At 36.2% G+C, this 24,980-nt stretch carries 28 protein-coding genes and 2 tRNA genes; 29 read left to right on the top strand and 1 reads right to left on the bottom strand.

What is annotated here, in order from left to right; translation table 11 throughout:
• The first annotated feature begins 113 nt into the window (after nucleotides 1–113).
• The 15 genes from lepB (at nucleotide 114) to EG344_RS05620 (ending at nucleotide 13,131) form a co-directional block, all read left to right on the top strand.
• The gene (lepB, locus tag EG344_RS05690) at nucleotides 114–1,763 is read left to right on the top strand and encodes a signal peptidase I (RefSeq protein WP_123908651.1); all 1,650 of its coding nucleotides are present in this window, start codon (nucleotides 114–116) and stop codon (nucleotides 1,761–1,763) included.
• A 57-nt stretch (nucleotides 1,764–1,820) separates the two neighbouring features.
• Nucleotides 1,821–2,438, top strand: coding sequence for a WbqC family protein (locus tag EG344_RS05685; protein WP_410493996.1), 618 nt, complete (start codon nucleotides 1,821–1,823; stop codon nucleotides 2,436–2,438).
• A 75-nt stretch (nucleotides 2,439–2,513) separates the two neighbouring features.
• Complete coding sequence (locus tag EG344_RS05680; RefSeq protein ID WP_123908650.1) at nucleotides 2,514–4,196, top strand: S8 family serine peptidase; 1,683 nt, start codon at nucleotides 2,514–2,516, stop codon at nucleotides 4,194–4,196.
• A 227-nt stretch (nucleotides 4,197–4,423) separates the two neighbouring features.
• Nucleotides 4,424–4,915, top strand: a complete 492-nt coding sequence (locus tag EG344_RS05675) for a lipocalin family protein (RefSeq protein WP_068941648.1) — start codon at nucleotides 4,424–4,426, stop codon at nucleotides 4,913–4,915.
• Between the two features lie 26 nt (nucleotides 4,916–4,941).
• Nucleotides 4,942–5,631: an OmpA family protein gene (locus EG344_RS05670; RefSeq protein WP_123908649.1), complete on the top strand. Its 690-nt coding sequence runs from the start codon at nucleotides 4,942–4,944 to the stop codon at nucleotides 5,629–5,631.
• A gap of 108 nt (nucleotides 5,632–5,739) precedes the next feature.
• A complete protein-coding gene (locus EG344_RS05665; protein WP_123908648.1) occupies nucleotides 5,740–6,627 on the top strand; it encodes a decaprenyl-phosphate phosphoribosyltransferase in 888 nt (295 codons plus the stop codon).
• The gene (locus tag EG344_RS05660; protein ID WP_123908647.1) at nucleotides 6,624–7,943 is read left to right on the top strand and encodes an FAD-dependent oxidoreductase; all 1,320 of its coding nucleotides are present in this window, start codon (nucleotides 6,624–6,626) and stop codon (nucleotides 7,941–7,943) included. The genes EG344_RS05665 and EG344_RS05660 overlap by 4 nt, the downstream gene beginning before the upstream one ends.
• On the top strand, nucleotides 7,943–8,668 hold the full coding sequence (locus tag EG344_RS05655; protein WP_123908646.1) for an SDR family NAD(P)-dependent oxidoreductase: 726 nt from the start codon (nucleotides 7,943–7,945) through the stop codon (nucleotides 8,666–8,668). Before EG344_RS05660 ends, EG344_RS05655 begins: the two co-directional genes overlap by 1 nt.
• A gap of 5 nt (nucleotides 8,669–8,673) precedes the next feature.
• Nucleotides 8,674–9,261, top strand: coding sequence for an HAD-IB family hydrolase (locus EG344_RS05650; RefSeq protein ID WP_123908645.1), 588 nt, complete (start codon nucleotides 8,674–8,676; stop codon nucleotides 9,259–9,261).
• Nucleotides 9,262–9,285: 24 nt separating this feature from the next.
• Nucleotides 9,286–9,759 carry a hypothetical protein gene (locus tag EG344_RS05645; protein WP_123908644.1) on the top strand — a complete coding sequence of 158 codons (474 nt, stop codon included), beginning with the start codon at nucleotides 9,286–9,288 and terminating at the stop codon, nucleotides 9,757–9,759.
• Nucleotides 9,760–9,761: 2 nt separating this feature from the next.
• Nucleotides 9,762–10,937 carry a cysteine desulfurase family protein gene (locus EG344_RS05640; protein WP_123908643.1) on the top strand — a complete coding sequence of 392 codons (1,176 nt, stop codon included), beginning with the start codon at nucleotides 9,762–9,764 and terminating at the stop codon, nucleotides 10,935–10,937.
• Between the two features lie 83 nt (nucleotides 10,938–11,020).
• Complete coding sequence (gene trxA / locus EG344_RS05635) at nucleotides 11,021–11,338, top strand: thioredoxin (RefSeq protein WP_027374941.1); 318 nt, start codon at nucleotides 11,021–11,023, stop codon at nucleotides 11,336–11,338.
• A gap of 130 nt (nucleotides 11,339–11,468) precedes the next feature.
• A tRNA-Asp gene (locus EG344_RS05630) sits at nucleotides 11,469–11,542 on the top strand.
• 32 nt (nucleotides 11,543–11,574) lie between these two features.
• Nucleotides 11,575–11,648 (top strand) — tRNA-Asp (locus EG344_RS05625).
• 247 nt (nucleotides 11,649–11,895) lie between these two features.
• Nucleotides 11,896–13,131, top strand: coding sequence for a site-specific integrase (locus EG344_RS05620; protein ID WP_034741491.1), 1,236 nt, complete (start codon nucleotides 11,896–11,898; stop codon nucleotides 13,129–13,131).
• A gap of 179 nt (nucleotides 13,132–13,310) precedes the next feature.
• Here EG344_RS05620 and EG344_RS24505 read toward each other — a convergent pair whose 3' ends face one another.
• A complete protein-coding gene (locus EG344_RS24505) occupies nucleotides 13,311–13,604 on the bottom strand; it encodes a DUF202 domain-containing protein (protein ID WP_346986600.1) in 294 nt (97 codons plus the stop codon).
• Between the two features lie 263 nt (nucleotides 13,605–13,867).
• On the opposite strand from EG344_RS24505, the gene EG344_RS05610 reads away from it, so the two are divergent.
• The 14 genes from EG344_RS05610 (at nucleotide 13,868) to EG344_RS05545 (ending at nucleotide 24,972) form a co-directional block, all read left to right on the top strand.
• Entirely contained in the window at nucleotides 13,868–14,500 is a 633-nt protein-coding gene (locus EG344_RS05610) for a Crp/Fnr family transcriptional regulator (RefSeq protein ID WP_034976043.1), read from the top strand.
• 73 nt (nucleotides 14,501–14,573) lie between these two features.
• Nucleotides 14,574–15,368 (top strand): sulfite exporter TauE/SafE family protein, encoded by a 795-nt coding sequence (locus EG344_RS05605; protein WP_034741481.1) that lies wholly within the window; start codon nucleotides 14,574–14,576, stop codon nucleotides 15,366–15,368.
• Nucleotides 15,369–15,564: 196 nt separating this feature from the next.
• Nucleotides 15,565–16,128: a YeeE/YedE family protein gene (locus EG344_RS05600; RefSeq protein ID WP_034741478.1), complete on the top strand. Its 564-nt coding sequence runs from the start codon at nucleotides 15,565–15,567 to the stop codon at nucleotides 16,126–16,128.
• 11 nt (nucleotides 16,129–16,139) lie between these two features.
• Complete coding sequence (locus EG344_RS05595; protein WP_034741476.1) at nucleotides 16,140–16,622, top strand: DUF6691 family protein; 483 nt, start codon at nucleotides 16,140–16,142, stop codon at nucleotides 16,620–16,622.
• Between the two features lie 218 nt (nucleotides 16,623–16,840).
• Nucleotides 16,841–18,040, top strand: a complete 1,200-nt coding sequence (locus EG344_RS05590) for an FAD/NAD(P)-binding oxidoreductase (RefSeq protein WP_034741473.1) — start codon at nucleotides 16,841–16,843, stop codon at nucleotides 18,038–18,040.
• Between the two features lie 124 nt (nucleotides 18,041–18,164).
• Complete coding sequence (locus EG344_RS05585; RefSeq protein ID WP_040995549.1) at nucleotides 18,165–19,361, top strand: hypothetical protein; 1,197 nt, start codon at nucleotides 18,165–18,167, stop codon at nucleotides 19,359–19,361.
• A 99-nt stretch (nucleotides 19,362–19,460) separates the two neighbouring features.
• Nucleotides 19,461–20,852 (top strand): MBL fold metallo-hydrolase, encoded by a 1,392-nt coding sequence (locus EG344_RS05580; protein WP_034976041.1) that lies wholly within the window; start codon nucleotides 19,461–19,463, stop codon nucleotides 20,850–20,852.
• A 1-nt stretch (nucleotide 20,853) separates the two neighbouring features.
• On the top strand, nucleotides 20,854–21,168 hold the full coding sequence (locus tag EG344_RS05575) for a rhodanese-like domain-containing protein (protein WP_034741465.1): 315 nt from the start codon (nucleotides 20,854–20,856) through the stop codon (nucleotides 21,166–21,168).
• Entirely contained in the window at nucleotides 21,168–21,779 is a 612-nt protein-coding gene (locus tag EG344_RS05570; protein WP_034741462.1) for a class I SAM-dependent methyltransferase, read from the top strand. The genes EG344_RS05575 and EG344_RS05570 overlap by 1 nt, the downstream gene beginning before the upstream one ends.
• Before the next feature lie 8 nt (nucleotides 21,780–21,787).
• Nucleotides 21,788–22,021 carry a hypothetical protein gene (locus tag EG344_RS05565; RefSeq protein ID WP_034741459.1) on the top strand — a complete coding sequence of 78 codons (234 nt, stop codon included), beginning with the start codon at nucleotides 21,788–21,790 and terminating at the stop codon, nucleotides 22,019–22,021.
• A 10-nt stretch (nucleotides 22,022–22,031) separates the two neighbouring features.
• Nucleotides 22,032–22,328, top strand: coding sequence for a thioredoxin (trxA, locus tag EG344_RS05560; RefSeq protein WP_034976039.1), 297 nt, complete (start codon nucleotides 22,032–22,034; stop codon nucleotides 22,326–22,328).
• A gap of 1 nt (nucleotide 22,329) precedes the next feature.
• Nucleotides 22,330–23,034, top strand: coding sequence for a thioredoxin domain-containing protein (locus EG344_RS05555; RefSeq protein WP_034741451.1), 705 nt, complete (start codon nucleotides 22,330–22,332; stop codon nucleotides 23,032–23,034).
• Nucleotides 23,035–23,131: 97 nt separating this feature from the next.
• Nucleotides 23,132–23,500: a hypothetical protein gene (locus tag EG344_RS05550; protein WP_123851096.1), complete on the top strand. Its 369-nt coding sequence runs from the start codon at nucleotides 23,132–23,134 to the stop codon at nucleotides 23,498–23,500.
• Nucleotides 23,501–23,604: 104 nt separating this feature from the next.
• Nucleotides 23,605–24,972: a TolC family protein gene (locus EG344_RS05545; protein WP_034976037.1), complete on the top strand. Its 1,368-nt coding sequence runs from the start codon at nucleotides 23,605–23,607 to the stop codon at nucleotides 24,970–24,972.
• Nucleotides 24,973–24,980: the final 8 nt, after the last annotated feature.

Below are 24,980 nucleotides of genomic sequence, written 5' to 3'. Positions count from 1 at the left end.
ATTGCAGACCAATATGAAAATGATGAATAGTGAATTGTCAATAGCGGAAAAGCTGTTATCATTTATTACTCATCATTTATCATTTATATCATAAGAATAGGCACAAAAAAATTATGAATTATTTTTTAACGTATACAGTGTATGTCCTCATTTTATCCGTATTAATGGGGATTTCAACATGGAAGTTGTTTAAGAAAATGGGGTATAGTCCTTTATTTGCATTTATACCTTTTTATAACTATTTTATCATTTTAAAAGAAACAAAACATCCGAAATGGTGGGCAATCCTTTCGTATCTACCGATTGTAGGGCCAATCATGATGTCTGTTTTCCATCTTTATTTAGTAAAGAAGTTTGGAAAAACGCTTTTCAAGGATCAGATCCTTACAGTGATTCTTCCGTTCATCTATATGGCAACCATCAACTATTCTAAAGATGTAGAATTGGAAGATGAAAATGCAAATGACCTGTTTCTTACTGATGAAGAAAAGGAAGCCAAAAAGAAAGATACATTTCTGGGATCTATTACTTTTGCAGTAGTATTTGCAACGATTATTCACGTTTTTGTAACGCAGCCATTTGGGATTCCTACAGGTTCCATGGAGAGAACCTTATTAGTAGGAGACTTTCTTTTCGTAAACAAATGGAGCTATGGATACAGACTTCCAATGCGTCCTTTAGCAATACCTTTCCTTCAGGGAACAATCATGGATACAGGACAGAAAGGAAACCCTAAAGATGATCCTAAATCTTATGTAGACGGAGTAAAATTACCTTATACAAGAATTTTACAGTTCAATAAGCCGCAGAAAAATGATGTAGTAGTGTTCAACTATCCTCAGGATTCAGTTCACACGGCAATCGACAGAAAAGATCCTTATGTAAAAAGATGTGTGGCTACAGCAGGTGATACTTTTGAAATGAGAGCCGGAAGACTTTTCGTCAACGGAAAACCGGAAACAGTTTTAGGAGATCAGGAAGTACAGCACAGGTATATTGTAACTACTGATAGCCAGTTAGACATTCCTACATTATACAAAGCCTATGGATTTTTACCGGTACAGGAAGTGCAGCAGAATAATGGTGGATTTATCTATGGTTTCCAGGGGCTGACAGATAAAATTGCGAAAGATATTAAAGAGCTTCCTCATGTTGTAGACATGAAAGAAGATGTTTCGGTGAAAGGTGAAGCTGCAATAGCTTATAGAGACGAAGCCAGAACTAAAATCGATACAACACAGTCTATTTTCCCTGTTAATAAACCTTGGAACCAGGATTGGTATGGTCCGGTAAGAATTCCTAAAAAAGGAGATGTGGTAGCGATCAACAACGAAACCCTTCCAATGTTCCAGTGGATTATTTCGGAATATGAGCACAACAGCTTAGAAAAGAAAAACGGGAAAATCTTTATCAACGGAAAAGAAGCGAACCAATATACCATCCAGCAAGATTACTACATGATGGTAGGGGATAACAGAGATGCTTCATTAGATGCAAGGTTCTTTGGTTTTGTTCCGGAAGAAAATATTGTTGGAAAACCAATGTTTACATGGATGAGTCTTCAGGGAGCTTTTGCAGACAGCAGCTCTACTTATCAGGCACCGTTCAAGATCCGTTGGGACAGAATGTTTAAAGCAACCAATACAGGAGAAGCTAATAAAACTTCATACTGGTGGATTGCAGCTATGATTTTAATATTATTCTTCGGTTGGGAGTATTTCGTGAAATTATTCAGAAAGAATAAGACAGAAGACGAACTATAAATAAAATTAAACTTAAAATAGAATGAAGTATTTGAAAAAATACTTCATTTTTGCATTATGAATATGAAGAATGTTTTATTGCCGGTATTTTACATGCCACCGGTTTCATGGTTTTCAGTGTTTTTAGACGCTGAAAATGAAATTGTATTGGAACAGTTTGAAAACTTTCCGAAGCAAACCTATAGAAACAGAACCAATATCTATGGGGCTAACGGAAAATTATCTCTTATAATTCCCATCAATCATAACGGGAAAAGAGCATTTAAAGATATTGAGATTTCTTACAGGGAAGATTGGAGAACACTTCACTGGAAATCAATTCAGACAGCCTATCAGAGTTCTCCTTATTTTGAGTACTATGAAGATAAATTCAGAAAGATCTTCGACCTGAAAGAAAAGTTTCTTTTGGATTTTAACCTTAAAGGGTTAGAAATCATCCAACAGATACTGAAAACAGAAAAGGCACACTCTTTGAATGAAGAATATATCAAAAATCCGGAAGGAGTCAGTTTCAGAGAAAAATTTTCTGCAAAACATCCTTCAGAATTTGAAATGGAAAGTTATTATCAGACCTTTTCAGACAAATTAGGTTTTTTGGAAGATTTATCGGTTCTGGATCTTATCTGTAACAAAGGTCCTGAATCGCTTGTTTACATAAAAAATATAAAACATTAATATAGGATCGTCACTATCAGTATAGATTACAAAAACAGATGACGGTTGTATATGACTTTAAACAAATATCAATATATGAAAAAGGTATTATTAGCTGCAGTTTTTTTGACGGGTTTTGGATTCTCCTTTGCACAGGAGTCAAAAGCTAAAAGTGTTGACCCGAATGAAGATAAAAATCTGATGATGTGGTATCACAAAGATTTTGCAACTTCAAAAGTATATGGTGTCAATACTGAAAATGCATATAAATATCTGGAATCAAAAGGATTAAAGCCTAAAACGGTAGTCGTTGGAGTGTTGGATAGTGGCGTTCAGGTAGATCATCCGGGATTGGTGAAAAATATGTGGAGAAATCCTAATGAAATACCTGGAAACGGAAAAGATGATGATGGAAACGGATATATCGATGACATTCACGGTTGGAACTTTATTGGAGGGAAAAATGGTGATATTGACATCGATAACATGGAAGTAACAAGAGTTGTAGCCAAATACAAACCTCTTTTTGAAGGAGATGACTCTGCAAAGAACAAAGCTAATCAGGCTAAAATGCCGGAAGACTTTGCCATGTATATGAAAGCTAAAGATCTTTTCACAAAGAAAAGTGTGGAATCTCAGCAAAATTTCAGAACTTATTCTATGATTAATGAGCTGATCCCTAATATGGTGAAGCTGTTGGCTGGAAAACCAGTAACGGCAGAAAATATTGCAGCCATTAAGAAGCCTACGGATCAAAAGGATGCTGTTGCTTTGGAGGTTTTAAGCCAGGTTTCTCAAAGTCCGGATTTTAAAGGAAAATCCTCTGCTGAATTTGAAGAGAGGATGAAAAAAGATATGAAAGAAGCGATTGATCATTTTGCACCGGCAGCAAAACAATATGACCTTTCATATGATCCGAGAAAAGAAATCGTAGGAGATAACTATGATGATTATTCTGAAAAGAATTACGGAAACAATCATTACGAAGGACCTGATGCAGAACACGGAACCCACGTAGCTGGAATTATTGCAGGACTTCCACAAGGAAAAGAAATTCAACATGGGATTGCTTCAAGAGTAGCTAAAATTATGACTGTAAGAGCTGTGCCTGATGGAGATGAAAGAGATAAAGACGTTGCCAATGCAATCAGATACGCCGTAGATAATGGTGCTAAAATCCTGAATATGAGTTTTGGTAAGCCGGTTTCTCCAGGTAAAAATGTAGTTTGGGATGCGTTTAAATATGCTGAGGATAAAGGAGTTCTTTTGGTAAAAGCAGCCGGTAATGAGAATGAAGATGTAGCAGAACATTTAGCATATCCTACCAACTATAAAAATGTTAATGATGAAAAACCATTTGTCAATAACGTAATTGTAGTAGGAGCAAGTACAAATGATAATAATGCCCTTAGAGCAAGTTTCTCCAACTTCAATAAGAAAATGGTAGATGTTTTTGCTCCGGGAGAAAGAATCTATTCAACGGTGAAAGGAAGTAAGTATGAGTATCTGGATGGAACATCGATGGCTTCTCCTGTAGTATCAGGAGCTGCAGCAGTTCTGCTGGCTTATATGCCCAACCTTAAACCTGATCAGATCATTGAATCATTGAAAAAATCGAGTAATCCGAGCTCAGCGAATGGTTTTACTGATTTTTCTGCTGCAGGAGGTGTTATAGACGTAAAAAAAGCCGCTGAATACGCTTATAATAATTTCTATAACGGAAGCAAAGCTCCTGGTGTTAAAGTGATTAAAAAAGCAAGTAAAGCTGTTAGAAAATAATTATTTATAAATGATTATGATATCCATTTTATGAATGGAGAAGTTGGAGATATCAATGGTGAACTACGATAAGATGCTGTTTTTGTTTTCTTCAGCAAAAATGTTAAAATATTCATTTTTAAATAGCTAATAAAAGAGTCCGAAATTTTTCGGACTTTTTTATTTTTTAAATACAATTTTGGCACGGTTTTTTGTAACTTTAATGTAACAAAATAATAAACAACAAAATGAAAAAGTTACTACTTGCAGGGATGTTAGGAACATCACTTTTTGCAGTGTCTTGTTCCTCTGTGAATAACGCAGCTACATCTCAGAATCAAAGAGCTGACTTCCTTAAATTAAAAGGAGACTGGCAGATTGTGAGCATAGACTACGACAAAGGTTATAAAATTAAGCCTTTTGACGAAGGGGCAGATGCGCAGTGTTTCGTAGGAAGCCACTGGAGATTGATTCCGAACAACTGGACAGGCGCTTATACCCTGAACGGAGGAGGAAGCTGTCCAGCCATTACACAGCCTATCAAGTTTGAAATAAAGAATGGTGATACATTTATGTTTAAAAAAGTTCTTGCAGGTACAAAAGCAAAACAGAATATTGCAGGGTATACTTTATCGGTAATCAACCAAAGCACAGATCAGTTTTCTCTTCAGCAAGACGTTCCATTTGAAGGAGGAAGTGTAAAAGTAGTTTACAACTTCGAAAGAACTGGAATGAAATAATTTAAATAACATAAAAGATTAAAAAAATGAAATTTACTAAAACATACGTAGGAGCTCTTTTCTTGTCATCAGCATTATTATTGACAAGTTGTGAAGCCGTTCAAAATTCAAATCACCAACAAAGAGGTACTGCTGTAGGGGTAGCTTCAGGAGCTGTGCTAGGTGGTATTCTTGGAAATAATGTAGGAAAAGGAGGTAACGGTGCTATTGGTGCTGTACTAGGTGGTATTATCGGTGGTGTTGCAGGTAACGTTATCGGTAACAAAATGGATAAGCAGGCAAAAGATATTAAAGAAACTTTACCAGGTGCTCAGGTAGAAAGAGTAGGGGATGGTATTAAAGTTACGATGAATGAAAGTATCGTAAACTTCGCTTTCGACTCTTCAAATCTTACTTCTGTAGCGCAAAGTAACTTAGATAAATTAGCTAAAGTATTGGCTGATAATCCTGATACTAACATTAATATCTACGGACACACAGACAGCGTAGGTAAGGATGCTTACAACATGGCCCTTTCTCAAAGAAGAGCAGATGCTGTAAAAGCTTACTTAGTAGGAAAAGGATTGGCAGGAAGCAGAATGTTCACAAAAGGTGAAGGTAAAAACATGCCGGTTGCAAGCAACGATACAGACGAAGGAAGAGCTAAAAACAGAAGAGTTGAATTTGCTATTACTGCAAATGAGAAAATGATTAATGATGCCAAGCAAGGGCAGTAATTAATTTAATATATAAATATTTTCGTAAAAGACCGCCCCGGCGGTTTTTTTTGTATTTTTATACCTGTCAATTTTGAATTTATTATTTTTGTAATTGAAATAACATAAATGAAAAAATATTTAAAGCTGCTCCGGGTGGAGCAATGGGTGAAAAACCTTTTTGTATTTGTCCCTCTATTTTTCTCCGGTAACATTACCAATTTTGATTTACTTACCAAAAGTATCTTTGCTTTTATCATCTTCTCATTTGCAGCAAGCGTTGTTTATATTCTGAATGATTATAATGACATTGAGGCAGATAGGAAACATCCTGAAAAAAGAAGACGCCCGCTGGCGAGTGGTGCCATTTCAAAATCTACGGCCATAGGAATCCTTATTGGGCTTTTGATTGCAGATATTGCTTTTGTTGGCTTTGCACAACTGTATTTCCATCAGCCGTTATGGAAATTTGCAACGATTATCGCTTTTTATGTGATGATGAATCTTGCATATACATTCAGATTGAAGCATGTTCCGATCATTGATATCTTTATCATTGCCATAGGATTTGTACTGCGTGTTCTGGCAGGTGGTTACATTACCGGAATCAGTATTTCCCAATGGGCAATCTTACTGACTTTTGTACTGGCATTGGTATTAGCCATCGGAAAGAGGAGAGGTGAACTTATTAATGCTCAGGTTTCAGGAAAAACTAGAAAGGCCCTGGATGGTTATAATGTACAGTTTGCGGACATTGCATTATCCATATCCATCACACTGGCAATTGTTTGTTATCTGATGTTTACCCTTTCGCCGGAAGTGCAGGCAAGATTTCATGAAAGAGTTTTTTATACGGTAGTTTTTGTTGTATTTGCTCTTTTAAGATATCTGCAGCAGACCCTGGTGTACAACAGAACAGAATCTCCGACAAAAATTGTGTACAGAGACCGTTATATACAGGTTACTTTATTACTTTGGGTGGCCACATTTTTAATTCAAATTTACTTTAAGAAATGAAGCCAAATTTCACACAGAAAGTTACAAACTGGGGCAATTTCCCGGTAGTGGAAAAAGAAATGAGATCTGAGGACAGCTTCAAAAATATAAAAGAGTTCGTACTCAACCACAATGAAGTTATCGCAAGAGGAAACGGAAGATGTTATGGAGATGCCTCATTGGGGGAAAGTATATTTTCCACCAAAAAATTAAATAAATTTATCAGTTTTGATCGTTTGAACGGGATCATAGAATGTGAATCCGGGGTATTGCTTTCGGATGTACTTGAAATATCAGTTCCACAAGGATATTTCCTATATGTAACTCCAGGGACAAAATTTGTTTCTGTGGGAGGAGCTATTGCTTCTGATGTACATGGAAAGAATCACCATGCAGAAGGTTGTTTTTCAGAATATGTGATTGAGTTTAAACTGATGGTTGAGAATGGGGAGATCATTACCTGTTCAAGAGAAGAAAATTCAGAAAAGTTTTGGGCTACGATTGGTGGAATGGGACTTACAGGAATCATTCTGACCGCAAAATTTAAGCTTAAAAATATAGAATCTGCTTATATCCGCCAGGAGAGCATCAAAGCAGAAAATCTTGATGAGATTTTTAAGCTGTTTGACGAAAGTGAAAGCTGGACGTATACCGTAGCGTGGATTGATTGCCTTCAGAAAGGAAAAAACATCGGAAGGAGTATTCTGATGAGGGGAGAGCATGCTTTCCAGCATGAATTGCCTCAGAGTATGGGAAAAACTCCCTTAAGATTAAAGAAAAAATTACAGCCTACTGTTCCTTTTTATTTTCCGGGATTTGTATTGAATGCCCTGACGGTAAAGATTTTTAACTGGCTGTATTATAAAAAACAATCCAAAAAAGAAGTCAAGAACTTCATTGATTACGAAACGTTTTTCTATCCTTTGGATGCCATCAATGAATGGAATAAGATCTATGGTAAATCCGGTTTCATACAATATCAGATGGTGATTCCGAAAGAAGCAGGAAAAGAAGGAATGAAGAGAATTCTTGAAACGATTGCTAATAGTGGGAACGGTTCATTCTTAGCGGTGTTGAAACTTTTCGGAAAGAATAATCCGGAGGCTTACAATTCTTTCCCTGTGGAAGGGTATACATTGGCGCTGGATTTTAAAGTCAATTCAAAACTGAAAAAGCTGGTAGACCAGTTAGATAGTATTGTTCAGGAGTTCGGAGGAAGAATTTATCTTACTAAAGACAGCATGAGCAGATCTTCATTAACTAATTACCTGAAAAATATTAGAAGTCCTAAATTTGTGTCTTTACAGCACAAAAGAATCTTAAACAACAATTCATAATGATAGTTCTGGGAAGTACATCTGAAGTGGCACAGGCTTTTGTGGAAAAAGCACTTCAGGAAGGAGAAAAGTTTGAAAAAATCTATCTTTTTACCTCAAATAAAGAAACTACAGAAAGGTTTGCAAGACATATTGATGTGAAATTTCTGCAACAGTCCGAAGTAATAGAACTGGATCTGATGAAAGAAATAGATTATAACAGATTTGATTATATCAATTCAAATGTATTATTTTGTGCCGTAGGATATTTGGGTGAAGGAACAGAGGAAGGATTGTATGATAATAAGAATACAGAACGTATCATTAATATCAATTACTCTAAACTGATTCCGGTAATGAATTATTTTGCCCATAAATTTGAAAGCAGAAGATCGGGAACAATCATCGGACTTTCATCAGTGGCAGGAGATCGTGGAAGACAGAGTAATTTTATTTACGGAAGTGCAAAGGCTGCTTTTACAGCGTATCTGAGTGGACTCAGAAATTATCTTTTTAGTAAAAAAGTACATGTACTGACGATAAAACCTGGGTTTATGGCGACTAAAATGACAGAAGGTCTGCCCTTAAATCCTAAATTAACGGCAACGCCCAAGCAGGCAGCAGCTTGTATTTATAAAGCGTTCAAAAAACAGAAGAATGTGGCATATGTTTTGCCGATTTGGAGTATTATCATGATGATTATCAGGAATATCCCTGAATTTATATTTAAAAAGTTAAAGCTTTAAAAAAAATGAAAAAGTTGTATTGTTTTGATTTTGACGGAACCCTGACGTATAAGGATACTATGTTTATGTATCTTAAATTTTACGATTCTACAAAATATAGAATACAATTTTTAAAGCATGTACCGCTTTTTATCCTATTGAAGCTTAAATTGGCAGAAACTGAAAAAGTGAAGAAAAGCTTTATCGGATCTATCTTAAAAGGACAGACCCAGGAGAAGATAGAATTGAAATCCAAGCAGTTCTTTGAATTGCATTATCCCAGAATCGTAAGGGAAAATGCACTGGATTTTATTCAAAATATCGATAGGGATCATACAAAAAGTTTATTGGTAACTGCTTCTTTGGATATCTGGGTAAAACCTTTTGCTGAAGTATTAAAAATGCAGCTTGTTTCTACACGGGCTGAGTTCAAGAACGGGGTCTTCACGGGAAACTTCATTGGAAAAAATTGTAACGGTAAAGAAAAACTGGTGCGGATAAAAGAAGAAATTAACGATTCCAGATATGACAAAATTATTGCATTTGGTGATACTTCCGGGGATAAGCCAATGTTGAAATGGGCAAATGAGGGACATTACCAATTTTTTCACTAATTTTGGGTGATAAAAGTGAAAAAAATGAAAAGTCTGTTAATGGCATGTACAGCGATCCTGATGAGCTGTGCAGGTACAACAACATCTCAACAAAAATTGTCTGATATGCAGCAGAAAGCAGAACTTCTGGTAACCAACTCTCAAGGGGGTGCCGAGCAGCCAGGTTTCAGGATCATTAAAGATGAAAAAGAATATCTTGCTTTGGGAAAAGTAGGTTTTCAAGTGATAGAAGAAGGAAAGGATGCTGCATCCAATTATCCGAAATTCCCTAAAGACAAGAAAGTTATTGTATACAATCTTGGGAGTTTCAGATCAGGTAGCCATAGTATCAATGAAATTAAAGGGGTATCTGTAAAGAATAATGTCCTGTATGTAGAAGTTCCGGCTGGAGAACCTTCCGGTGGAATGGAAATTCAGGTACTTTCCAATCCTTGGTTCGTTTTTGCTGTTCCTGCAAATTACCAGTTTACCTCCGTAGAATTAAAATATTCAAAATAATAATGGATAAAATATATTTAGATAATGCCGCAACCACTCCTCTTGCAGAAGAAGTTATAGATGCAATGGTTGGTACGATGAAGATGAACTTCGGAAACCCGTCTTCAACTCATAGCTTTGGACAGGAAGCCAAAATCCTTATTGAAAATGTAAGAAGACAGGTTGCAGACTATCTTCATGTAACTCCTGCTGAGATCATTTTTACTTCCTGTGGAACAGAATCCAACAATATGATTATCAAATCCTCGGTAGAACACCTTGGAGTAGAGAGAATTATCAGCTCGCCTTTGGAACATAAATGTGTTTCTGAAAGTATCCTGGATATGAAAGCGAGAAAAGGGGTAGAAGTAAATTATATCCGTCCTAATGAAAAAGGAGATATTGATCTTAATAAACTAGAAGAATTATTAAAAGCTTCAGATAAAAAGACTTTGGTAAGCTTAATGCATGCCAACAACGAGATCGGTAACCTTATGGATCTTAAAAAAGTAGCTGAGCTTTGTAAGGCGCATAATGCTCTTTTCCATTCGGATACTGTGCAAACGATGGCTCACATGAATCTTGATTTCTCAGATATTCCTGTAGATTTTGCTTCATGTAGTGCCCACAAGTTTCATGGACCAAAAGGTTCAGGCTTTGCTTACATCAGAAAATCAACAGGTTTAAAAGGAATTATTACCGGAGGACCTCAGGAAAGAAGTCTGAGAGCAGGAACTGAAAATGTTTGTGGTATTGTAGGATTGGGTAAAGCTTTAGAGCTTTCTCTGGATCATATGAATGAATATACCCAGCACATGCAGGAAATCAAGGATTACGCTATTGAAAGATTATCTGCTGAAGTTGGAGGGATAAAATTCAATGGAAGAAGTGCTGAAAAAGAAAACAGTCTTTATACGGTTTTAAGTGCTTTATTGCCATATAAAAACCCGTTAATCGGTCTTCAACTGGATATGAAAGGGATTGCTATTTCTCAGGGAAGCGCATGTTCTTCCGGAGCATCTAAACCATCAATGGTTATGATGATGGTACTTTCAGAGGATGAAATGGATCATTGTACGCCATTACGTATCTCTTTCAGTCATATGACTACAAAAGCTGATATAGATGCATTAGTGGATGCTTTAAAAGAGATTTCAAAAGACTATGCTATAGAAAAAACTAATGTTGAGCATAGATAGTCTTATGATGTAAAAGTCGTAATTTTGAACACTCAATAGAATTGAAAAAGAAAAATAATATTAATTAAAATAAAAGAAACAAAATGGCTTTAGAAATTACAGACAGCTCATTCCAGGATACGGTTTTAAAATCAGATAAACCAGTTTTAGTAGACTTCTGGGCAGTATGGTGTGGACCTTGCAGAACGTTAGGACCAATCATCGAAGAAGTAGCATCAGATTTTGAAGGGAAAGCAGTAGTGGGGAAAGTGGATGTTGACAACAACCAGGAGATTTCAATGCAGTATGGTATTAGAAATATCCCTACCGTTCTTATTTTTAAGAATGGAGAAGTAGTAGATAAATTAGTAGGTGTAGCTCCAAAAGAGGTAATCGCTGAAAAACTAAGCGCTCACTTATAAAAAAATAAGTTTGATAATGAATGCCTTCCACGATTGGGAGGCATTTTTTTTGAAAATAATTTGCAGGTAATAAAAAAAGGTGTAATTTTGCAACCACGAAAAAGAAACGACGTTCTTTCACAAAAAACATGATCCGGTAGTTCAGCTGGTTAGAATGCCGCCCTGTCACGGCGGAGGTCGCGGGTTCGAGTCCCGTCCGGATCGCATAAAGTTTTTCAATTACTTTTAAAAAAATTGATCCGGTAGTTCAGCTGGTTAGAATGCCGCCCTGTCACGGCGGAGGTCGCGGGTTCGAGTCCCGTCCGGATCGCAACTACAATATCAAAGTAGTACAAAAAGCTTTAAAACGTATGTTTTAAAGCTTTTTTTGTTTTATGTCTGTTCAAAGAGAACTAAAAAAGCATAATCTGAAAGTGACCTATTCAGTGACCTGTTGAAATAGGTTAAAAAGGTCACTGGAAATTCAGACAAACCCTTTTCAGCAGCTGGTTCAGCAACTGAACATCTTGTGTTAAGTTTTTACTAAGGTTAATTTTAAATCTCAAAAGCTAAACGATATGAACAAGACATTCAATTTACTTTTCTATGTGAAGAAATCGAAAATCAATTCTGTAGGAGAGTCTCCTATTTATTTGCGGATTACCATCGACGGCAAAATAACCGAAATAAGCACAAAGCGTACAGTAAAGCCTACGAAATGGAATTCTGCAATGCAGAAGGTTAGTGGCTCTTCGGAAGAATGCAGATCCCTTAATTATTATTTGAAAACATTTGAGCAAAAAGTTTACGATACCTATCACGAATTAATCAGAGATAAGGAAGCCGTAACTTCTGAGGCTATTAAGAATAAGTTAGTAGGTAGAGGTAGAATAACCCGAACACTCATTCCCGTTTTTCAGGATCATAATGATCGAATGGAGAAACTTATAGACAAAGAATTTGCCCAAGGAACGTTAACCCGTTATAAGACCTGTCTGAAACATACCAAAGATTTTTTGAAATGGAAATATAGTATTACCGACATTGAAATAAAAAAGATCGATTATGCTTTTCTAAACGATTTTGAATTTTTTTTAAGGACTGAAAGATCCTGTAATAATAATTCTGCAGTAAAATATATCAAGAATTTTGGTAAGATTATACGTATCTGTCTTGCAAATGGATGGATGGAAAGAGATCCTTTTATGAACTATCATTCTAAGTTTAATGAAGTGACAAGAATGTTCCTTAATGAAAAGGAGATAGAAGTACTTTTTGCCAAAGATTTTAAAAATGAGAGATTGTCTTTGGTAAGAGATATTTTTCTGTTCAGCTGTTTCACCGGACTAGCGTACATTGATACTCAAAAACTAACATATCAAAATATCAATTTGGGACTTGATGGCTCTCAATGGATTTATACAAAACGTCAGAAAACTAAAACTACTTCTAATATTCCCTTACTTTCTCAAACAGAGAAAATTATTGAAAAATACAAAAATCATCCAGTATGTCTTAATAATGGAAAGTTGCTGCCTATTCTGAGTAATCAAAAGATGAATGCATATCTTAAGGAGATTGCCGACCTGTGCGGAATTAACAAAGAATTGACCTATCATATTGCACGACATACCTTTGCAACAACGATAACTTTATCTAATGGGGTTTCCATTGAAAGTGTTAGTAAAATGCTAGGTCACAAGAGCATTAAGACAACACAGCATTATGCGAAAATACTTGATAAAAAAGTCAGTGAGGATATGATGGAATTGAAGCAAAAATTTACTAATAAGGAAATTGTTGTAATTTTTTAGGTAACTCATTTTTGCTGAAGGATTCTTGATAATTGTAATAATAAAGATTATCTACTGAACTCTGGAAAAAACCTTAATTTCAAGGAAATCGGACTGCGTTTTCCCATCATCTATGTGAAACACTCTTTCGATTTTTATTGATTTATAATAGCTAATTAATTGAAATCTGTGAGTATCATTTATATGTTATTTAATAAGTAATGTATTAAAAAAATGCTCAGCAAAAATAAAACAGTGGTGACTATGAGCAAGAAAATGTTGTTCTCGTAAAATGTATTATTATTAATACGTTTTTTGTTATTGTAGTAATTAATATATGAAAATAATAAAACTATAGCTCCAACAATGACAATTACAATCCCTACAAGACTGGAATGTCCATTTTGAGCGTGCACTGTGTTTTTAGCTTCTGCAACTAAAGGTATCTGCTTAAGAAATAGGGAAAATTTAACTAGTATGAATCCGAAACCCATCAATGCTATCGATGTTCGCATCCACGCAAGAAATGTTCTTTCATTTGCCAAATGTTCACTGGTATGATTTGGTTTATCTTTATTCATATCTTATTCAAAATTTATCTTATGCCTACAATAGCTAACAATACCAAATTTACAAATTAAGTTTGAAATAGATTTTTTATCTATTAGTAATTTGCAACAAAATAAAATGTTCTAGGTTACATATTGACGGTTTATATTCAGAAGAAATATATTATATTAGAAGAAATATTTTTGCAATGGAACATACTGAATTTTCTTCCGATGTCATTTCTTCACAGGAATTACTTGATAAGCTTTACCAAAATGGTAATATAAAAACCTACCGGGAAGGTGAAATCATTTTAGATGAAAATGCTTCGATCCGATCTATACCACTTGTAATGAAGGGATTGTTGAAAGTAATACGAACGGAAGAAGATGGAAGAGAAATATTATTATACTATATTAAAGCAGGTGAAAGCTGCATTATGTCTTTTCTTGGTGGAATGCATAATGAAAAGAGTATTGTAAAGGCAGAAGTTGAAGAAGATTCCGAGATACTTTTCTTACCTGTAGAAAAGGTTTCGCTCTTTATCAAAGAATATCCGGAATGGCTGGACTATATTTTCAGACTATATCACAAACGCTTTGAAGAATTACTGGATATTATTAATGCTATAGCTTTTAAAAAGGTAGATGAGCGACTACTAAATCTTCTTACTAAAAAAGCAGAAATAGCAAATTCAAATACTATAGTCGTTACTCACGAGCAGCTTGCGAATGAACTTGGAACAGTAAGAGTTGTTGTTTCCCGACTTCTAAAGCAATTGGAAGATTCTGGAAAAGTGAAATTGGGAAGAAACAAAATTATTTTTTCAGATCTGAACTAAAATTTTCTTATGTAACAAAAGTAGCGGTGCAGTAAAATAGAAATATCCATTTTTGTCATATAAAATTAAAGAGATGGAAATTTTCGGATACATTGCCGCAATATTTATTGGTATTTCCTTAGGGCTGATAGGAGGAGGGGGAAGTATTCTTACTGTGCCTGTCTTAGTATATCTCTTTGGTATAGATGCCTTCGTAGCCACAGAATATTCACTTTTCATAGTTGGAATCAGCAGTGTGGTAGGTTCATTTTCCTACTTTAAGAAAGGGCTGGTTAATATAAAAACAGCTTTGGTTTTTGGTGTCCCGTCAATAATATCTATTTTTTTGACCAGAAATTTTATTTTGCCTCTGATTCCTGATGAAGTTCTTACAATCAGTACTTTAGTGGTTACCAAAGATATCTTATTACTTCTGATTTTTGCATTATTAATGATTCTCGCATCGTACAAAATGATTCAAAGTAGAGTAGCGCCGCAGATAGAATCGATTCATTTTAATAAAAATAACAATCTTTTGGCAGCAGGGCAAGGGTCGGTTGTCGGGGTGCTTACTGGTTTGGTCGGTGCGGGTGGTGGCTTTATGATTATTCCTGCACTCGTCAATTTGCTCAAGACACCAATGAAGGTAGCCATCGGTACCTCGCTTGTCATCATTTCCCTGAATTCCCTTATCGGATTTTTCACTTCAATGCACAACGTCCCGATCAACTGGAAACTACTTGCAACGGTCTCATCCATTTCCATAGTGGGGATTATTATAGGAGCACAATTGTCAAAAAAAATAGACGGTAGAAAACTCAAACCTGCTTTCGGCTGGTTCATCTTAATAATGGGAATTTACATTATTGTAAGAGAGCTTTTAATGTAGCTTTTGAGCATCTTTTGCAGCGTGAGTTTGTCGGAAAATTATTGCATCCAGGTTCGCTGATTCTCAATAAAAGAATTCAGTTATTTTTATTCGAAAAATCTATTTTGTATTTTAGAAAAGAGAAATAAACTGCTCTGTAACAAAAGTAACCGTATATGTAATCTTAAACATATATTTTTGAAATAAATTAATTAAAATGATAGAAGTTATAAAACAACCCTGGCCGTGGTATATTGCGGGTCCGTTAATAGGGCTTACAGTTCCGGCTTTGCTGATACTGGGTAACAAATCTTTTGGAATCAGTTCATCTTTAAGGCATATTTGCGCAGCGTGTATTCCAGCCAACATTATTTTTTTCAAATACGACTGGAAAAAAGAACTCTGGAATTTGTTTTTCGTTTTTGGGATTTTGCTCGGTGGAGTTGTCGCATCTCAATTCCTTATGAATCCTGGAGAATTATCGATTAATCCGAATCTGAAAGCCGAACTTGCAACCTACGGAATTACCGATTACAGCAATCTCGTTCCTGCTCAATTGATGAATTTTGCGAGTCTTTTAACGATAAAAGGTTTCATTACTATGGTTGTCGGTGGATTTTTGGTAGGTTTCGGAACCCGTTATGCAGGTGGTTGTACCAGTGGACACGCCATTATGGGATTGGCAAATTTGCAGTTACCATCACTTATTGCCACAATATGCTTTATGGCAGGAGGTTTTCTAATGGCGAACGTGATTTTGCCGATAATTCTTTCACTTTAATTTAAAAAAATATGGCAACAGAAAAAGATATACGTCATCAGGACAGCGTTTGCACCAACGAAAGTCATCTTACTCACAAATGGTATTACAATCTTAAATACCTTTTGGTAGGAATTGTATTTGGGATTGTATTTGTAAAAGCAGAAATCATCAGCTGGTTCAGGATTCAGGAGATGTTCCGTTTGCAGTCGTTTTTTATGTACGGCGTAATCGGTAGTGCAGTTCTTACAGGAATGATTTCAGTGTTTATTATTAAGAAATTCAACATCAAAACAATTTACGGGGAAAGGATTTCAATTACACCGAAGAAATTTAACAAAGGACAAATCTATGGCGGGCTGATTTTTGGATTTGGCTGGGCAATGACGGGTGCCTGTCCGGGACCTCTTTTCGCACAGATTGGAACAGGTGCATTGGCTGTTGGAGTTACTTTGCTGAGTGCCATTTTTGGAACTTGGGTCTATGGATATTTGAGGGATAAATTGCCCCACTAATATATTTTCAGTAAAAATCTAATCGTAAGAGACTGATTCAATTTTGAATCAGTCTCTTTTTTACAATATTATTTGATGACTGTTGTTAATATTGAGGTATTTTGAGTTTATTTTTAAATTATTTTATATTTTATGCTTAGTTTTTAGCTTATGTAACAAATGTTACTTACTGTTTTTATCAGATTATTTAGCTTTACAAATCATCAAAAAGTCTGGCTATGGAAAATCATTTTCAAATCATCATTATCGGAGCAGGAACAGGAGGAATTATGACTGCTGCTTCTCTCATAAATACCAATGAATCCCTCAATGTTCTCATCATAGACCCTTCCGAGAAACATTATTACCAACCAGCGTGGACTCTCGTAGGAGCTGGAACTTACGATTTTAAAGACACAGCAAGACAGACAAAAGATTTAATTCCCAATGGTGTAACCTGGCTTAAAAACAAGGTTACAGAAATTCATCCCGAACAAAACAAGATTTCTGCAGATAATGGCACGAGTTATTCTTACGAATATCTCGTGGTTGCACCTGGGCTGGTGAATAATCTTTCTCTGGTAGAAGGTTTAGAAGAGGCGGTGAAAACGGGTATTGTTTGCAGTAACTATATAGATCCCGAGTTTACGTGGAAATCTCTTCAGAGCTTTAAAGGAGGAAATGCGCTGTTCACTTTGCCTACAACGCCCATCAAATGTGGAGGCGCGCCGCAAAAGATAATGTATCTTGCCGCAGATTATTTTAGGAGAAAAGGTATTTCAGATAAGGTAAAAATTACTTTTGCGCTTCCCGGTGGTGTTATTTTTGGCGTAAAAGAAGTCGCTGAAACGTTGATGAAAGTCATTTACCGTTACCATATCGATTTAAAAACACTGCACGGACTTTTTAAGATTGACCCGGTGAATAAAATTGCCTATTTCAAAAACGAAGATCGTATTGTTGAGATTCCGTTTAATTTTCTTCATCTTGCGCCGCCACAGGAAGCTCCACGTTTTATTAAAAATTCAGTTTTAGCTAATGAGGCAGGCTGGCTTGATGTTGATATTAACAGTCTTCAGCACAATAAATTTCAAAATATTTTCGGAGTAGGAGATGTAGCCGGACTTCCAACTGCAAAAACTGGTGCTGCAATTCGAAAACAAGTTCCTGTAGTGGTTTCTAATCTCATCAATATGATTTTAGGTGCAAAACCAGATAACAAATCTTATAATGGATATTCTTCGTGCCCGCTTGTAACAGGTTACGGAAAAATGGTTTTGGCAGAATTTAACTATAAAAATGAGTTCACACCAGACCCGAATCTCAAAAAGATGCTCATTTCAGACAGTTCAAAAGAGCATTGGAGACTTTGGATTCTCAAGAAATATATTCTCCCGTATCTCTATTGGAACAAAATGCTGAAAGGAAAAGAAGTTTGAAATGTATACCAAAAAAGTTACGTCAATAATTTTGGTGTTTGCTTTTTCAATGGTTAAAACGCAATCTGTTAATTTAGATAATCGTGATAAAGTCATCATCTCAGGAAATCTACGAAACTTTTTGATGTCAACAGACAATCTTACAGGTACCGATTATTGGGCAGATGCTTTAGCAGGAAATTTAAAGGTTGAATACAAACCCGTAAAACGTATTTCCATTGGAGTTTCTGCTTCGTATCTTTCTAAAGTTGCATCATCAGATTTGGAAGAAAAGGATTTGAAATCCGGAAAATCTTCCAAGTGGGAACGGGAACTTTTTGACTTATCTTCTCCTCAGAATCTTTATGCCGTTTCAAGGCTTAATCAGTTGTATTTACAATACGAGAAAGGGAAATCAAAATTTACGATAGGAAAAATTCCGATTAAATATTCTCCGCTTATCAATCCAAGTGACGGCAGAATGTTACCTATAGAATATGGCGGATTGAGCTGGAATTTTACTTCCGGTAAATCACAGGTTGATGTAGCATTGCTGAATTCTGTTTCAATGCGTTCAAATTCAGAATGGTCAAAAATGAAAGACGCAATCGGAGTATTGGATAACGGATTTCAACCAGACAGCTCAAAAGCAGATTATCTCAGTGAAAATAACAGCACAGGTGTTGCCATCTTTCACTACGGAAGAAAATTTCGAATTGCAGATATTAATTTTTACAACATACATTTAGATAAAACACTCAATACATCTTGGTTTCAGCTGGGTTTAAATTTTCCTAAATGGGATTTTGGGTTGATTTACAGTTATCAGATTCCGGATTCTTACCAAAGTCGATTAAAATATTACGAAAGATATGTCCAGCCAGATGAAAACGGTCAGGTTGCAAGTTTTTTGTTTCGATATAAGATCAAAAATTTCGCTTTGGAGTTTGCTTATTCTAAAGCATTTGATACCGGCAGATTTTTATTTCCGAAAGAATTGGGAAGAGATCAGTTTTTCACATCGCTTCCGAGAAGCAGATTGGAAGGTTTTGGAAATGTTGATATTATAAAAGTTTCGGTCTTATTTCATCATGGAAAATGGTCGGCTCACTCAGATTTTAGCATCAGCAACGGAGTTTCCGAAAATGATTTTAAAAATAATAAGTACAATACAGATGATTTTTTGCAATGGAATAGCTTTGTCGCTTACAAAGTCAGTCATAAACTGGAAGTTGATTTGCTTTACATTTTTAAAAGAAATCTGCAAAGCTCAAACCCAATTGCAGTCTATCAAAAGACCAATTATAATCAGTTAAATTTAATTACGAATTATTGGTTTTGAAAAATTTAACTTATGTAACAAAAGTAGCGGTATAACACTTTGTAAACCCCGAAATTTGTACTATAATATTAAAAAAGTATAACCCTAAAAAATTACATTATGTTTTTTCAGCATATTTATGATAAGAGCCTTGCGCAGGCTAGCTATTTAATAGGATGTCAGGCAAAAGGTGAAGCCATTGTTATCGATGCCAAAAGAGATATCGATACCTATCTTCAGATTGCCAAAGAAAATAATCTCACGATTACACATATTACAGAAACTCATATTCACGCCGATTTTTTGTCGGGTTCTAGAGAACTTGCGGAAGTGACGGGTGCAAAAATGTATCTTTCGGATGAAGGTGGTGAAGATTGGCAATATCAGTTTCCACATACCGGATTAACGAATGGAGATATCATTAAAGTTGGAAATTTAACTTTAAAAGTCATTCACACGCCGGGACATACGCCGGAAAGCATCAGCTTTTTATTGACCGATCATCCTGCAACGGACGAACCGGTGATGATTTTTACAGGAGATTTTGTTTTTGTGGGAGATATAGGAAGACCAGATTTATTGGAGAAGGCGGCCGGAATTACAGGAACTCAGGAAAAAGGAGCGAAAGAAATGTTTCATTCTGTTCAGGATTTTAGCAGATTGCGGGAGTTTATCCAAGTTTGGCCGGGACACGGTGCAGGTTCGGCTTGCGGAAAAGCTTTGGGTGCAGTTCCGAGTTCAACGGTAGGTTATGAAAAAATCAGAAACTGGGCTTTTCAATATGAAGAAGATGAGGAAGGTTTTGTAGAATATCTGCTGGAAGGACAGCCGGAACCTCCAAAATATTTTGCAATGATGAAAAAACTCAACAAAGTGGAAAGACCTTTATTAAAAGAAGTTCCAAAACATCCGAAACTTTCCAAAGAAGAATTTTTGAAAGCTTATCAAAATGGAGTTAAAATTATAGACACGAGAAATAAAGTAGATTTTGCCCAAGGTTTTATACCAAACAGCATCAATATTCAGGGTAATAATTCATTTTCCACGTGGATGGGATGGATTGTCAATTATTCCGAGCCGTTTATTTTGGTTGCTCAGGAAGAACAAATGGAAGATCTTACCAGAAAACTGATGAGAATCGGGATGGATCAAATGATGGGCTATATTGATGACGTGAAAAATTTAGACTTAGAATTACAGACTGCCGATATTATTGATATTGAGGAATTCAAATCTTATCTGAACAGAGATAATATTCAGGTGGTTGATGTAAGAAATAAAACCGAATATGACGCAGGACGTATTGAGAATGCTGAGAATGTCTTTGTGGGAACTTTGGAGGATAATCTGGATAAAATTTCCCATGAAAAACCAATTGTAATTCATTGTCAAAGTGGCGACAGAGCAGCAATTGCCTATTCTCTACTGAAGAAAAACGGTTTTGAGAACGTCAAAAATTTCTCTGGCGGAATGAAAGAATGGACAGAAAAAGCAAACCCTGTAAAAAATTAAGATGGATTTATTATCAATGTTATTCGGAAAAAAAGACAATGCTGCGCTGGAAACTGCGTTGGGAGAAGGTGCTTTTTTGGTAGATGTAAGAACGCCCGTAGAATTTGCTTCGGGAAGTGCTGAAGGGGCTGTTAATATACCTTTGGATGTCGTCAAAGACCAGATTTCCAAGTTCAGGAATAAGAAAAACATCATTGTTTTCTGTAGAAGTGGAAACCGTAGCGCAATGGCAAAAGGAACATTGGAACGAAACGGAATCACGAATGTTCTCAACGGTGGCAGTGTACAGAATATGATAAAACTAACGGAACAATAATGAAAGATTTTTGGGACGAAAGATACCGCCAGTCAGATTTTGTGTACGGAGATCAACCAAATATCTATTTTGCCGAAAAATTGGCTGAACTCACTCCCGGAAAAGCTCTTTTTCCTGCTGAAGGAGAGGGTAGGAATGCTGTTTATGCGGCAATTCAGGGTTTTGAAGTTGAGGCTTTTGACCAAAGTGAAGAAGGCAAAAAGAAAGCGATGCAGCTTGCTGAAATAAACTCGGTGAAAATAAATTACACAACGGTTTCGGCAGATACAATAGGTTATAAAAAAGAAAGTTTTGACCTTTTAGTAATGGTTTTTGCCCATTTTCCTGAAATATTGAGGCGGGATTTGCACAGATGGTTTTCATCGCTTGTGAAGAAAGGTGGGGGAATTATTCTGGAAGGTTTCAGTAAAGAGCATTCTAAATTTCAAGACGAAAATCCAAATGCAGGCGGACCAAAACATTGGGAAATGCTTTATGATTTAGAAGAACTGAAAACTGATTTTTCCGATTTCGATTTTCAGGAAGCATATATTTCCGAAACCATACTGAGTGAAGGCGCTTATCACAAAGGAAAAGCTTCGGTTGTACGCTTTTTTGGTACAAAAAGATAAAGAAAAGTATGGATAATTTATTTAAAAACTGGAACTTTGTAAGGTTGCTTCGTCTGGCAATGGGAATTTTCCTTGTTGTAGAAGCCACACAATCTGGAATGTGGATTTTGGTGGCTGTCGGAATGGTTTTTGTTGTAATGCCACTATTCAATATCGGCTGTTGTGCTGCGGGAAACTGTTCTGTCCCAACAAGAAATTCAAAAAAAAATGGGGATAAGGTTGAATATGAAGAAATCAAATAAAATCTGAAAAATGAATAAATTTCAGGAACTAATCAGTCAGGAGAAACCCGTATTGGTAGATTTCTTTGCAGAATGGTGCGGTCCATGCAAAATGCAGGCGCCTATTCTTCAGGATCTCAAAAAGAATATTGGTGATGTAGCAAGCATTGTTAAAATTGACATCGACAAAAACCAGGCGGTTGCCTCGCAATTCGGAATCCGAAGTGTTCCTACTTTGATGATCTTGAAAAATGGAGAAGTAAAATGGAAACAATCCGGTGTTTTTCAGGCGGATGAACTGGAAAGATTAATCAAGCAAAACCTTTAAAATGTATAAAAACCTAATCGTTGTATTTTTTCTCATCGCAATTACAGGATGCGGAAAAGCTCAGAGTAACAAAAGCGAGAGCAGTCTTCCTGCCAAAGAATTTTCTAAAAAATTGGACCAGACCAAAGATGCACAATTGGTTGATGTAAGAACACCTGGAGAATTTCGTAACGGTCATCTTAAAAGTGCAATGAACATCGACTGGAATGCAGATGACTTCACAGAGAAAGCAAAAGCGCTCGATAAGGATAAACCTGTATTTGTGTATTGTATGAGCGGACCCAGAAGTACGGCCGCCGCTGCAAAACTTCAGGAAATCGGTTTTAAAAATGTATATGAAATGCAGGGAGGAATGATGAAGTGGAGGAACGCTGAGCTTCCGGAGATCAAAGCATCAACTGCTACAGGAATTAGTCTTGCCCAGTATAAGGAAATGTTGAAAAGCAATACTCCCGTTCTGGTGGATTTTTATGCAGAATGGTGCGCTCCCTGCAAAAAGATGGAGCCTTACCTTAAAAAGATGGCTGCTGAAATGCCGGATAAGGTGAAAATTTTAAGAATAGATGCAGATGCAAATACAGAACTCTGCAAAGAACTGAATGTTTCTGCACTACCGGTCCTGAAGCTGTATAAAAACGATAAATTAGTCTGGGATAATTTAGGTTTTGCAACAGAGCAGGAAGTGAAAAACAAGATTGCACAATAATGTATTTCATATAAATTCTGTTAATGTTTTTGACCTTAGTAATTAAAAATTTATATTTGCAGGAATGACTTATCAGAAATTAAATACCAATCATATAATGAAAAGCGTTATTGCAATGTTTTTCATTATATGTATTTTAATTTCTTCCTGCGCTGTAAAATACGGTATCAAAAACCTACTCAGTCTGCAGCCTTCCGCTAAAAGTCATACCTCCGCACCAAAGGAGAAATTTACCACCAACACAACCACGGCCTCTGTCTGCAACTTTTGCAAGGAAAGAGAAATTACCGCTAAAAATGATACCCATTTTTCAGTGGCGGAATTTCAGGAGCTTGCTGCATTTACATTCATTCTATTTGCAGGGGCATTTCTGTTTATAAATCTTAGAGAACATCCATTTTACAGTACTTCCAAAATTGGAATTACGGTTCCCATCTTCATACAATACCGCAAACTTATCATTTGATTTAAAATTTAATTGGTCTCTTCTTGTAGAGACTCAAACGATTGATTTTAAATTTTTATTAATCCTTATCGGAATCATTTCGGTAACTGTTAATCTTTCATACAATGATAAGAAAAAGTCTTTCAGTCCTTATTTTTGGGCTGATTACTCAGAAGTCTGTCCTTTATGCCCAGCAAGAATCACTTTTGGGTAAAATATGGACAGAAACACAAAAAAACTATTCAGGGATCCGTGCAGCCGAGTCTGCAATAGAATCTTCAGAATATAACGAAGAGACAGTAAAATCCAAGGCATTACCACAGGTAAAGCTTCAATATCAAAATACCTACGGAACATTAGAGGGAAGCAGTGGTGGTTTTTTCCCACAGTCCGGTTTTTTTAATGTTTCCGGAAACAGGAATTCGGGCTCCTCTTTATCCTCAAACAATTTCGGCTCAGCCATTGCGGAGTACGAGATCTACAACTTCGGGCGTCAGAGATCCGAGGAAAGATCAGCAAATGAGTTCACACAAAAGCTCAGGACAGATAAAGAATCCTATTTGCTGAGGCTCAAAAAATTGCTATCACAACGTTATCTTGACTATGTCTTTAATGGCGCCAAGCTCAGATGGGCAGAGAGAAACTCGACGAGGCTCGAAGAAATCCACAGTTCAAGCAAAGCCCTTTCGCGTGCCGGTCTCAAACCGGAAGCAGATTCTGTACTTACCTATTCATCGTACGTTCAGGCATTGGCAATGCAAGATAATTGGTTTGGAAAGCAGCAGGCAGCCACAGAAAAACTTAAGGAATTTTACATTGATAATTTTAAAGTAGAGGATTACCAGGTCAGTCATTTTCTTGACCCTGAAATAAATTCTTTTAACAGTGAGAAGGTTAATCCATCACATCCTTTTTTAAAGTCCATCCATCAGGAGTCCGAATACTATCAGACCAAAGCGGAAACAGAGAGAAGATCATCACTTCCGTCGCTTAAGATCTTGGGAGGTTATGCTTACAGAGGTTCAGGATCCGATCCATATGGCAATGTCTCAGGGAAATTTACCGATGGTTTCTCCAATTCTGCCAACAATGCTCTTGTTGGACTTGGATTGACGTGGAATATCAGCAGTCTTCATACGAACAGGCAAAAAGCCAATATGCTGTCAAAAGAAGCGGAACGTCTGGGTTATCTCGAAAACCAGTATCAGCTATCAATGCAGACTGAGATTAAAGCCCTTGAAAGCAGGATTGTAGAACAGCAAAAACAACTTAAGAAAGAAAGTGCTTCTGTGAAAGGCGCATCAGATGCCTACGAAATGTATGTAGCAAGATACAAGAGTGGTCTTATTACCCTCACTGAACTGTTACAGATCCGTCAGATTCTTGAAAATGCAGAAAAAAGTCAGATCGATGCCGCAAAAGAATTCTGGGAGCAGGTCATAGCAAAGGCTGAACTCACCGGCGATTTTGATTATTTATTTACCCAACTTTAAAATTTTAG

The sequence above is a fragment of the Chryseobacterium sp. G0162 genome (assembly GCF_003815715.1).
Classification (GTDB): domain Bacteria; phylum Bacteroidota; class Bacteroidia; order Flavobacteriales; family Weeksellaceae; genus Chryseobacterium.
This window is presented reverse-complemented; position numbering and strand designations above follow the sequence as displayed.

What these genes read in the sequence shown, in the direction of transcription:
- lepB (WP_123908651.1), top strand. Translation starts at nt 114, where the DNA reads ATGAATTATTTTTTAACGTATACAGTGTATGTCCTCATTTTATCCGTA.
- EG344_RS05685 (WP_410493996.1), top strand. Translation starts at nt 1,821, where the DNA reads ATGAATATGAAGAATGTTTTATTGCCGGTATTTTACATGCCACCGGTT.
- EG344_RS05680 (WP_123908650.1), top strand. Translation starts at nt 2,514, where the DNA reads ATGAAAAAGGTATTATTAGCTGCAGTTTTTTTGACGGGTTTTGGATTC.
- EG344_RS05675 (WP_068941648.1), top strand. Translation starts at nt 4,424, where the DNA reads ATGAAAAAGTTACTACTTGCAGGGATGTTAGGAACATCACTTTTTGCA.
- EG344_RS05670 (WP_123908649.1), top strand. Translation starts at nt 4,942, where the DNA reads ATGAAATTTACTAAAACATACGTAGGAGCTCTTTTCTTGTCATCAGCA.
- EG344_RS05665 (WP_123908648.1), top strand. Translation starts at nt 5,740, where the DNA reads ATGAAAAAATATTTAAAGCTGCTCCGGGTGGAGCAATGGGTGAAAAAC.
- EG344_RS05660 (WP_123908647.1), top strand. Translation starts at nt 6,624, where the DNA reads ATGAAGCCAAATTTCACACAGAAAGTTACAAACTGGGGCAATTTCCCG.
- EG344_RS05655 (WP_123908646.1), top strand. Translation starts at nt 7,943, where the DNA reads ATGATAGTTCTGGGAAGTACATCTGAAGTGGCACAGGCTTTTGTGGAA.
- EG344_RS05650 (WP_123908645.1), top strand. Translation starts at nt 8,674, where the DNA reads ATGAAAAAGTTGTATTGTTTTGATTTTGACGGAACCCTGACGTATAAG.
- EG344_RS05645 (WP_123908644.1), top strand. Translation starts at nt 9,286, where the DNA reads ATGAAAAGTCTGTTAATGGCATGTACAGCGATCCTGATGAGCTGTGCA.
- EG344_RS05640 (WP_123908643.1), top strand. Translation starts at nt 9,762, where the DNA reads ATGGATAAAATATATTTAGATAATGCCGCAACCACTCCTCTTGCAGAA.
- trxA (WP_027374941.1), top strand. Translation starts at nt 11,021, where the DNA reads ATGGCTTTAGAAATTACAGACAGCTCATTCCAGGATACGGTTTTAAAA.
- EG344_RS05620 (WP_034741491.1), top strand. Translation starts at nt 11,896, where the DNA reads ATGAACAAGACATTCAATTTACTTTTCTATGTGAAGAAATCGAAAATC.
- EG344_RS24505 (WP_346986600.1), bottom strand. Translation starts at nt 13,604, where the DNA reads ATGGGTTTCGGATTCATACTAGTTAAATTTTCCCTATTTCTTAAGCAG.
- EG344_RS05610 (WP_034976043.1), top strand. Translation starts at nt 13,868, where the DNA reads ATGGAACATACTGAATTTTCTTCCGATGTCATTTCTTCACAGGAATTA.
- EG344_RS05605 (WP_034741481.1), top strand. Translation starts at nt 14,574, where the DNA reads ATGGAAATTTTCGGATACATTGCCGCAATATTTATTGGTATTTCCTTA.
- EG344_RS05600 (WP_034741478.1), top strand. Translation starts at nt 15,565, where the DNA reads ATGATAGAAGTTATAAAACAACCCTGGCCGTGGTATATTGCGGGTCCG.
- EG344_RS05595 (WP_034741476.1), top strand. Translation starts at nt 16,140, where the DNA reads ATGGCAACAGAAAAAGATATACGTCATCAGGACAGCGTTTGCACCAAC.
- EG344_RS05590 (WP_034741473.1), top strand. Translation starts at nt 16,841, where the DNA reads ATGGAAAATCATTTTCAAATCATCATTATCGGAGCAGGAACAGGAGGA.
- EG344_RS05585 (WP_040995549.1), top strand. Translation starts at nt 18,165, where the DNA reads ATGTCAACAGACAATCTTACAGGTACCGATTATTGGGCAGATGCTTTA.
- EG344_RS05580 (WP_034976041.1), top strand. Translation starts at nt 19,461, where the DNA reads ATGTTTTTTCAGCATATTTATGATAAGAGCCTTGCGCAGGCTAGCTAT.
- EG344_RS05575 (WP_034741465.1), top strand. Translation starts at nt 20,854, where the DNA reads ATGGATTTATTATCAATGTTATTCGGAAAAAAAGACAATGCTGCGCTG.
- EG344_RS05570 (WP_034741462.1), top strand. Translation starts at nt 21,168, where the DNA reads ATGAAAGATTTTTGGGACGAAAGATACCGCCAGTCAGATTTTGTGTAC.
- EG344_RS05565 (WP_034741459.1), top strand. Translation starts at nt 21,788, where the DNA reads ATGGATAATTTATTTAAAAACTGGAACTTTGTAAGGTTGCTTCGTCTG.
- trxA (WP_034976039.1), top strand. Translation starts at nt 22,032, where the DNA reads ATGAATAAATTTCAGGAACTAATCAGTCAGGAGAAACCCGTATTGGTA.
- EG344_RS05555 (WP_034741451.1), top strand. Translation starts at nt 22,330, where the DNA reads ATGTATAAAAACCTAATCGTTGTATTTTTTCTCATCGCAATTACAGGA.
- EG344_RS05550 (WP_123851096.1), top strand. Translation starts at nt 23,132, where the DNA reads ATGAAAAGCGTTATTGCAATGTTTTTCATTATATGTATTTTAATTTCT.
- EG344_RS05545 (WP_034976037.1), top strand. Translation starts at nt 23,605, where the DNA reads ATGATAAGAAAAAGTCTTTCAGTCCTTATTTTTGGGCTGATTACTCAG.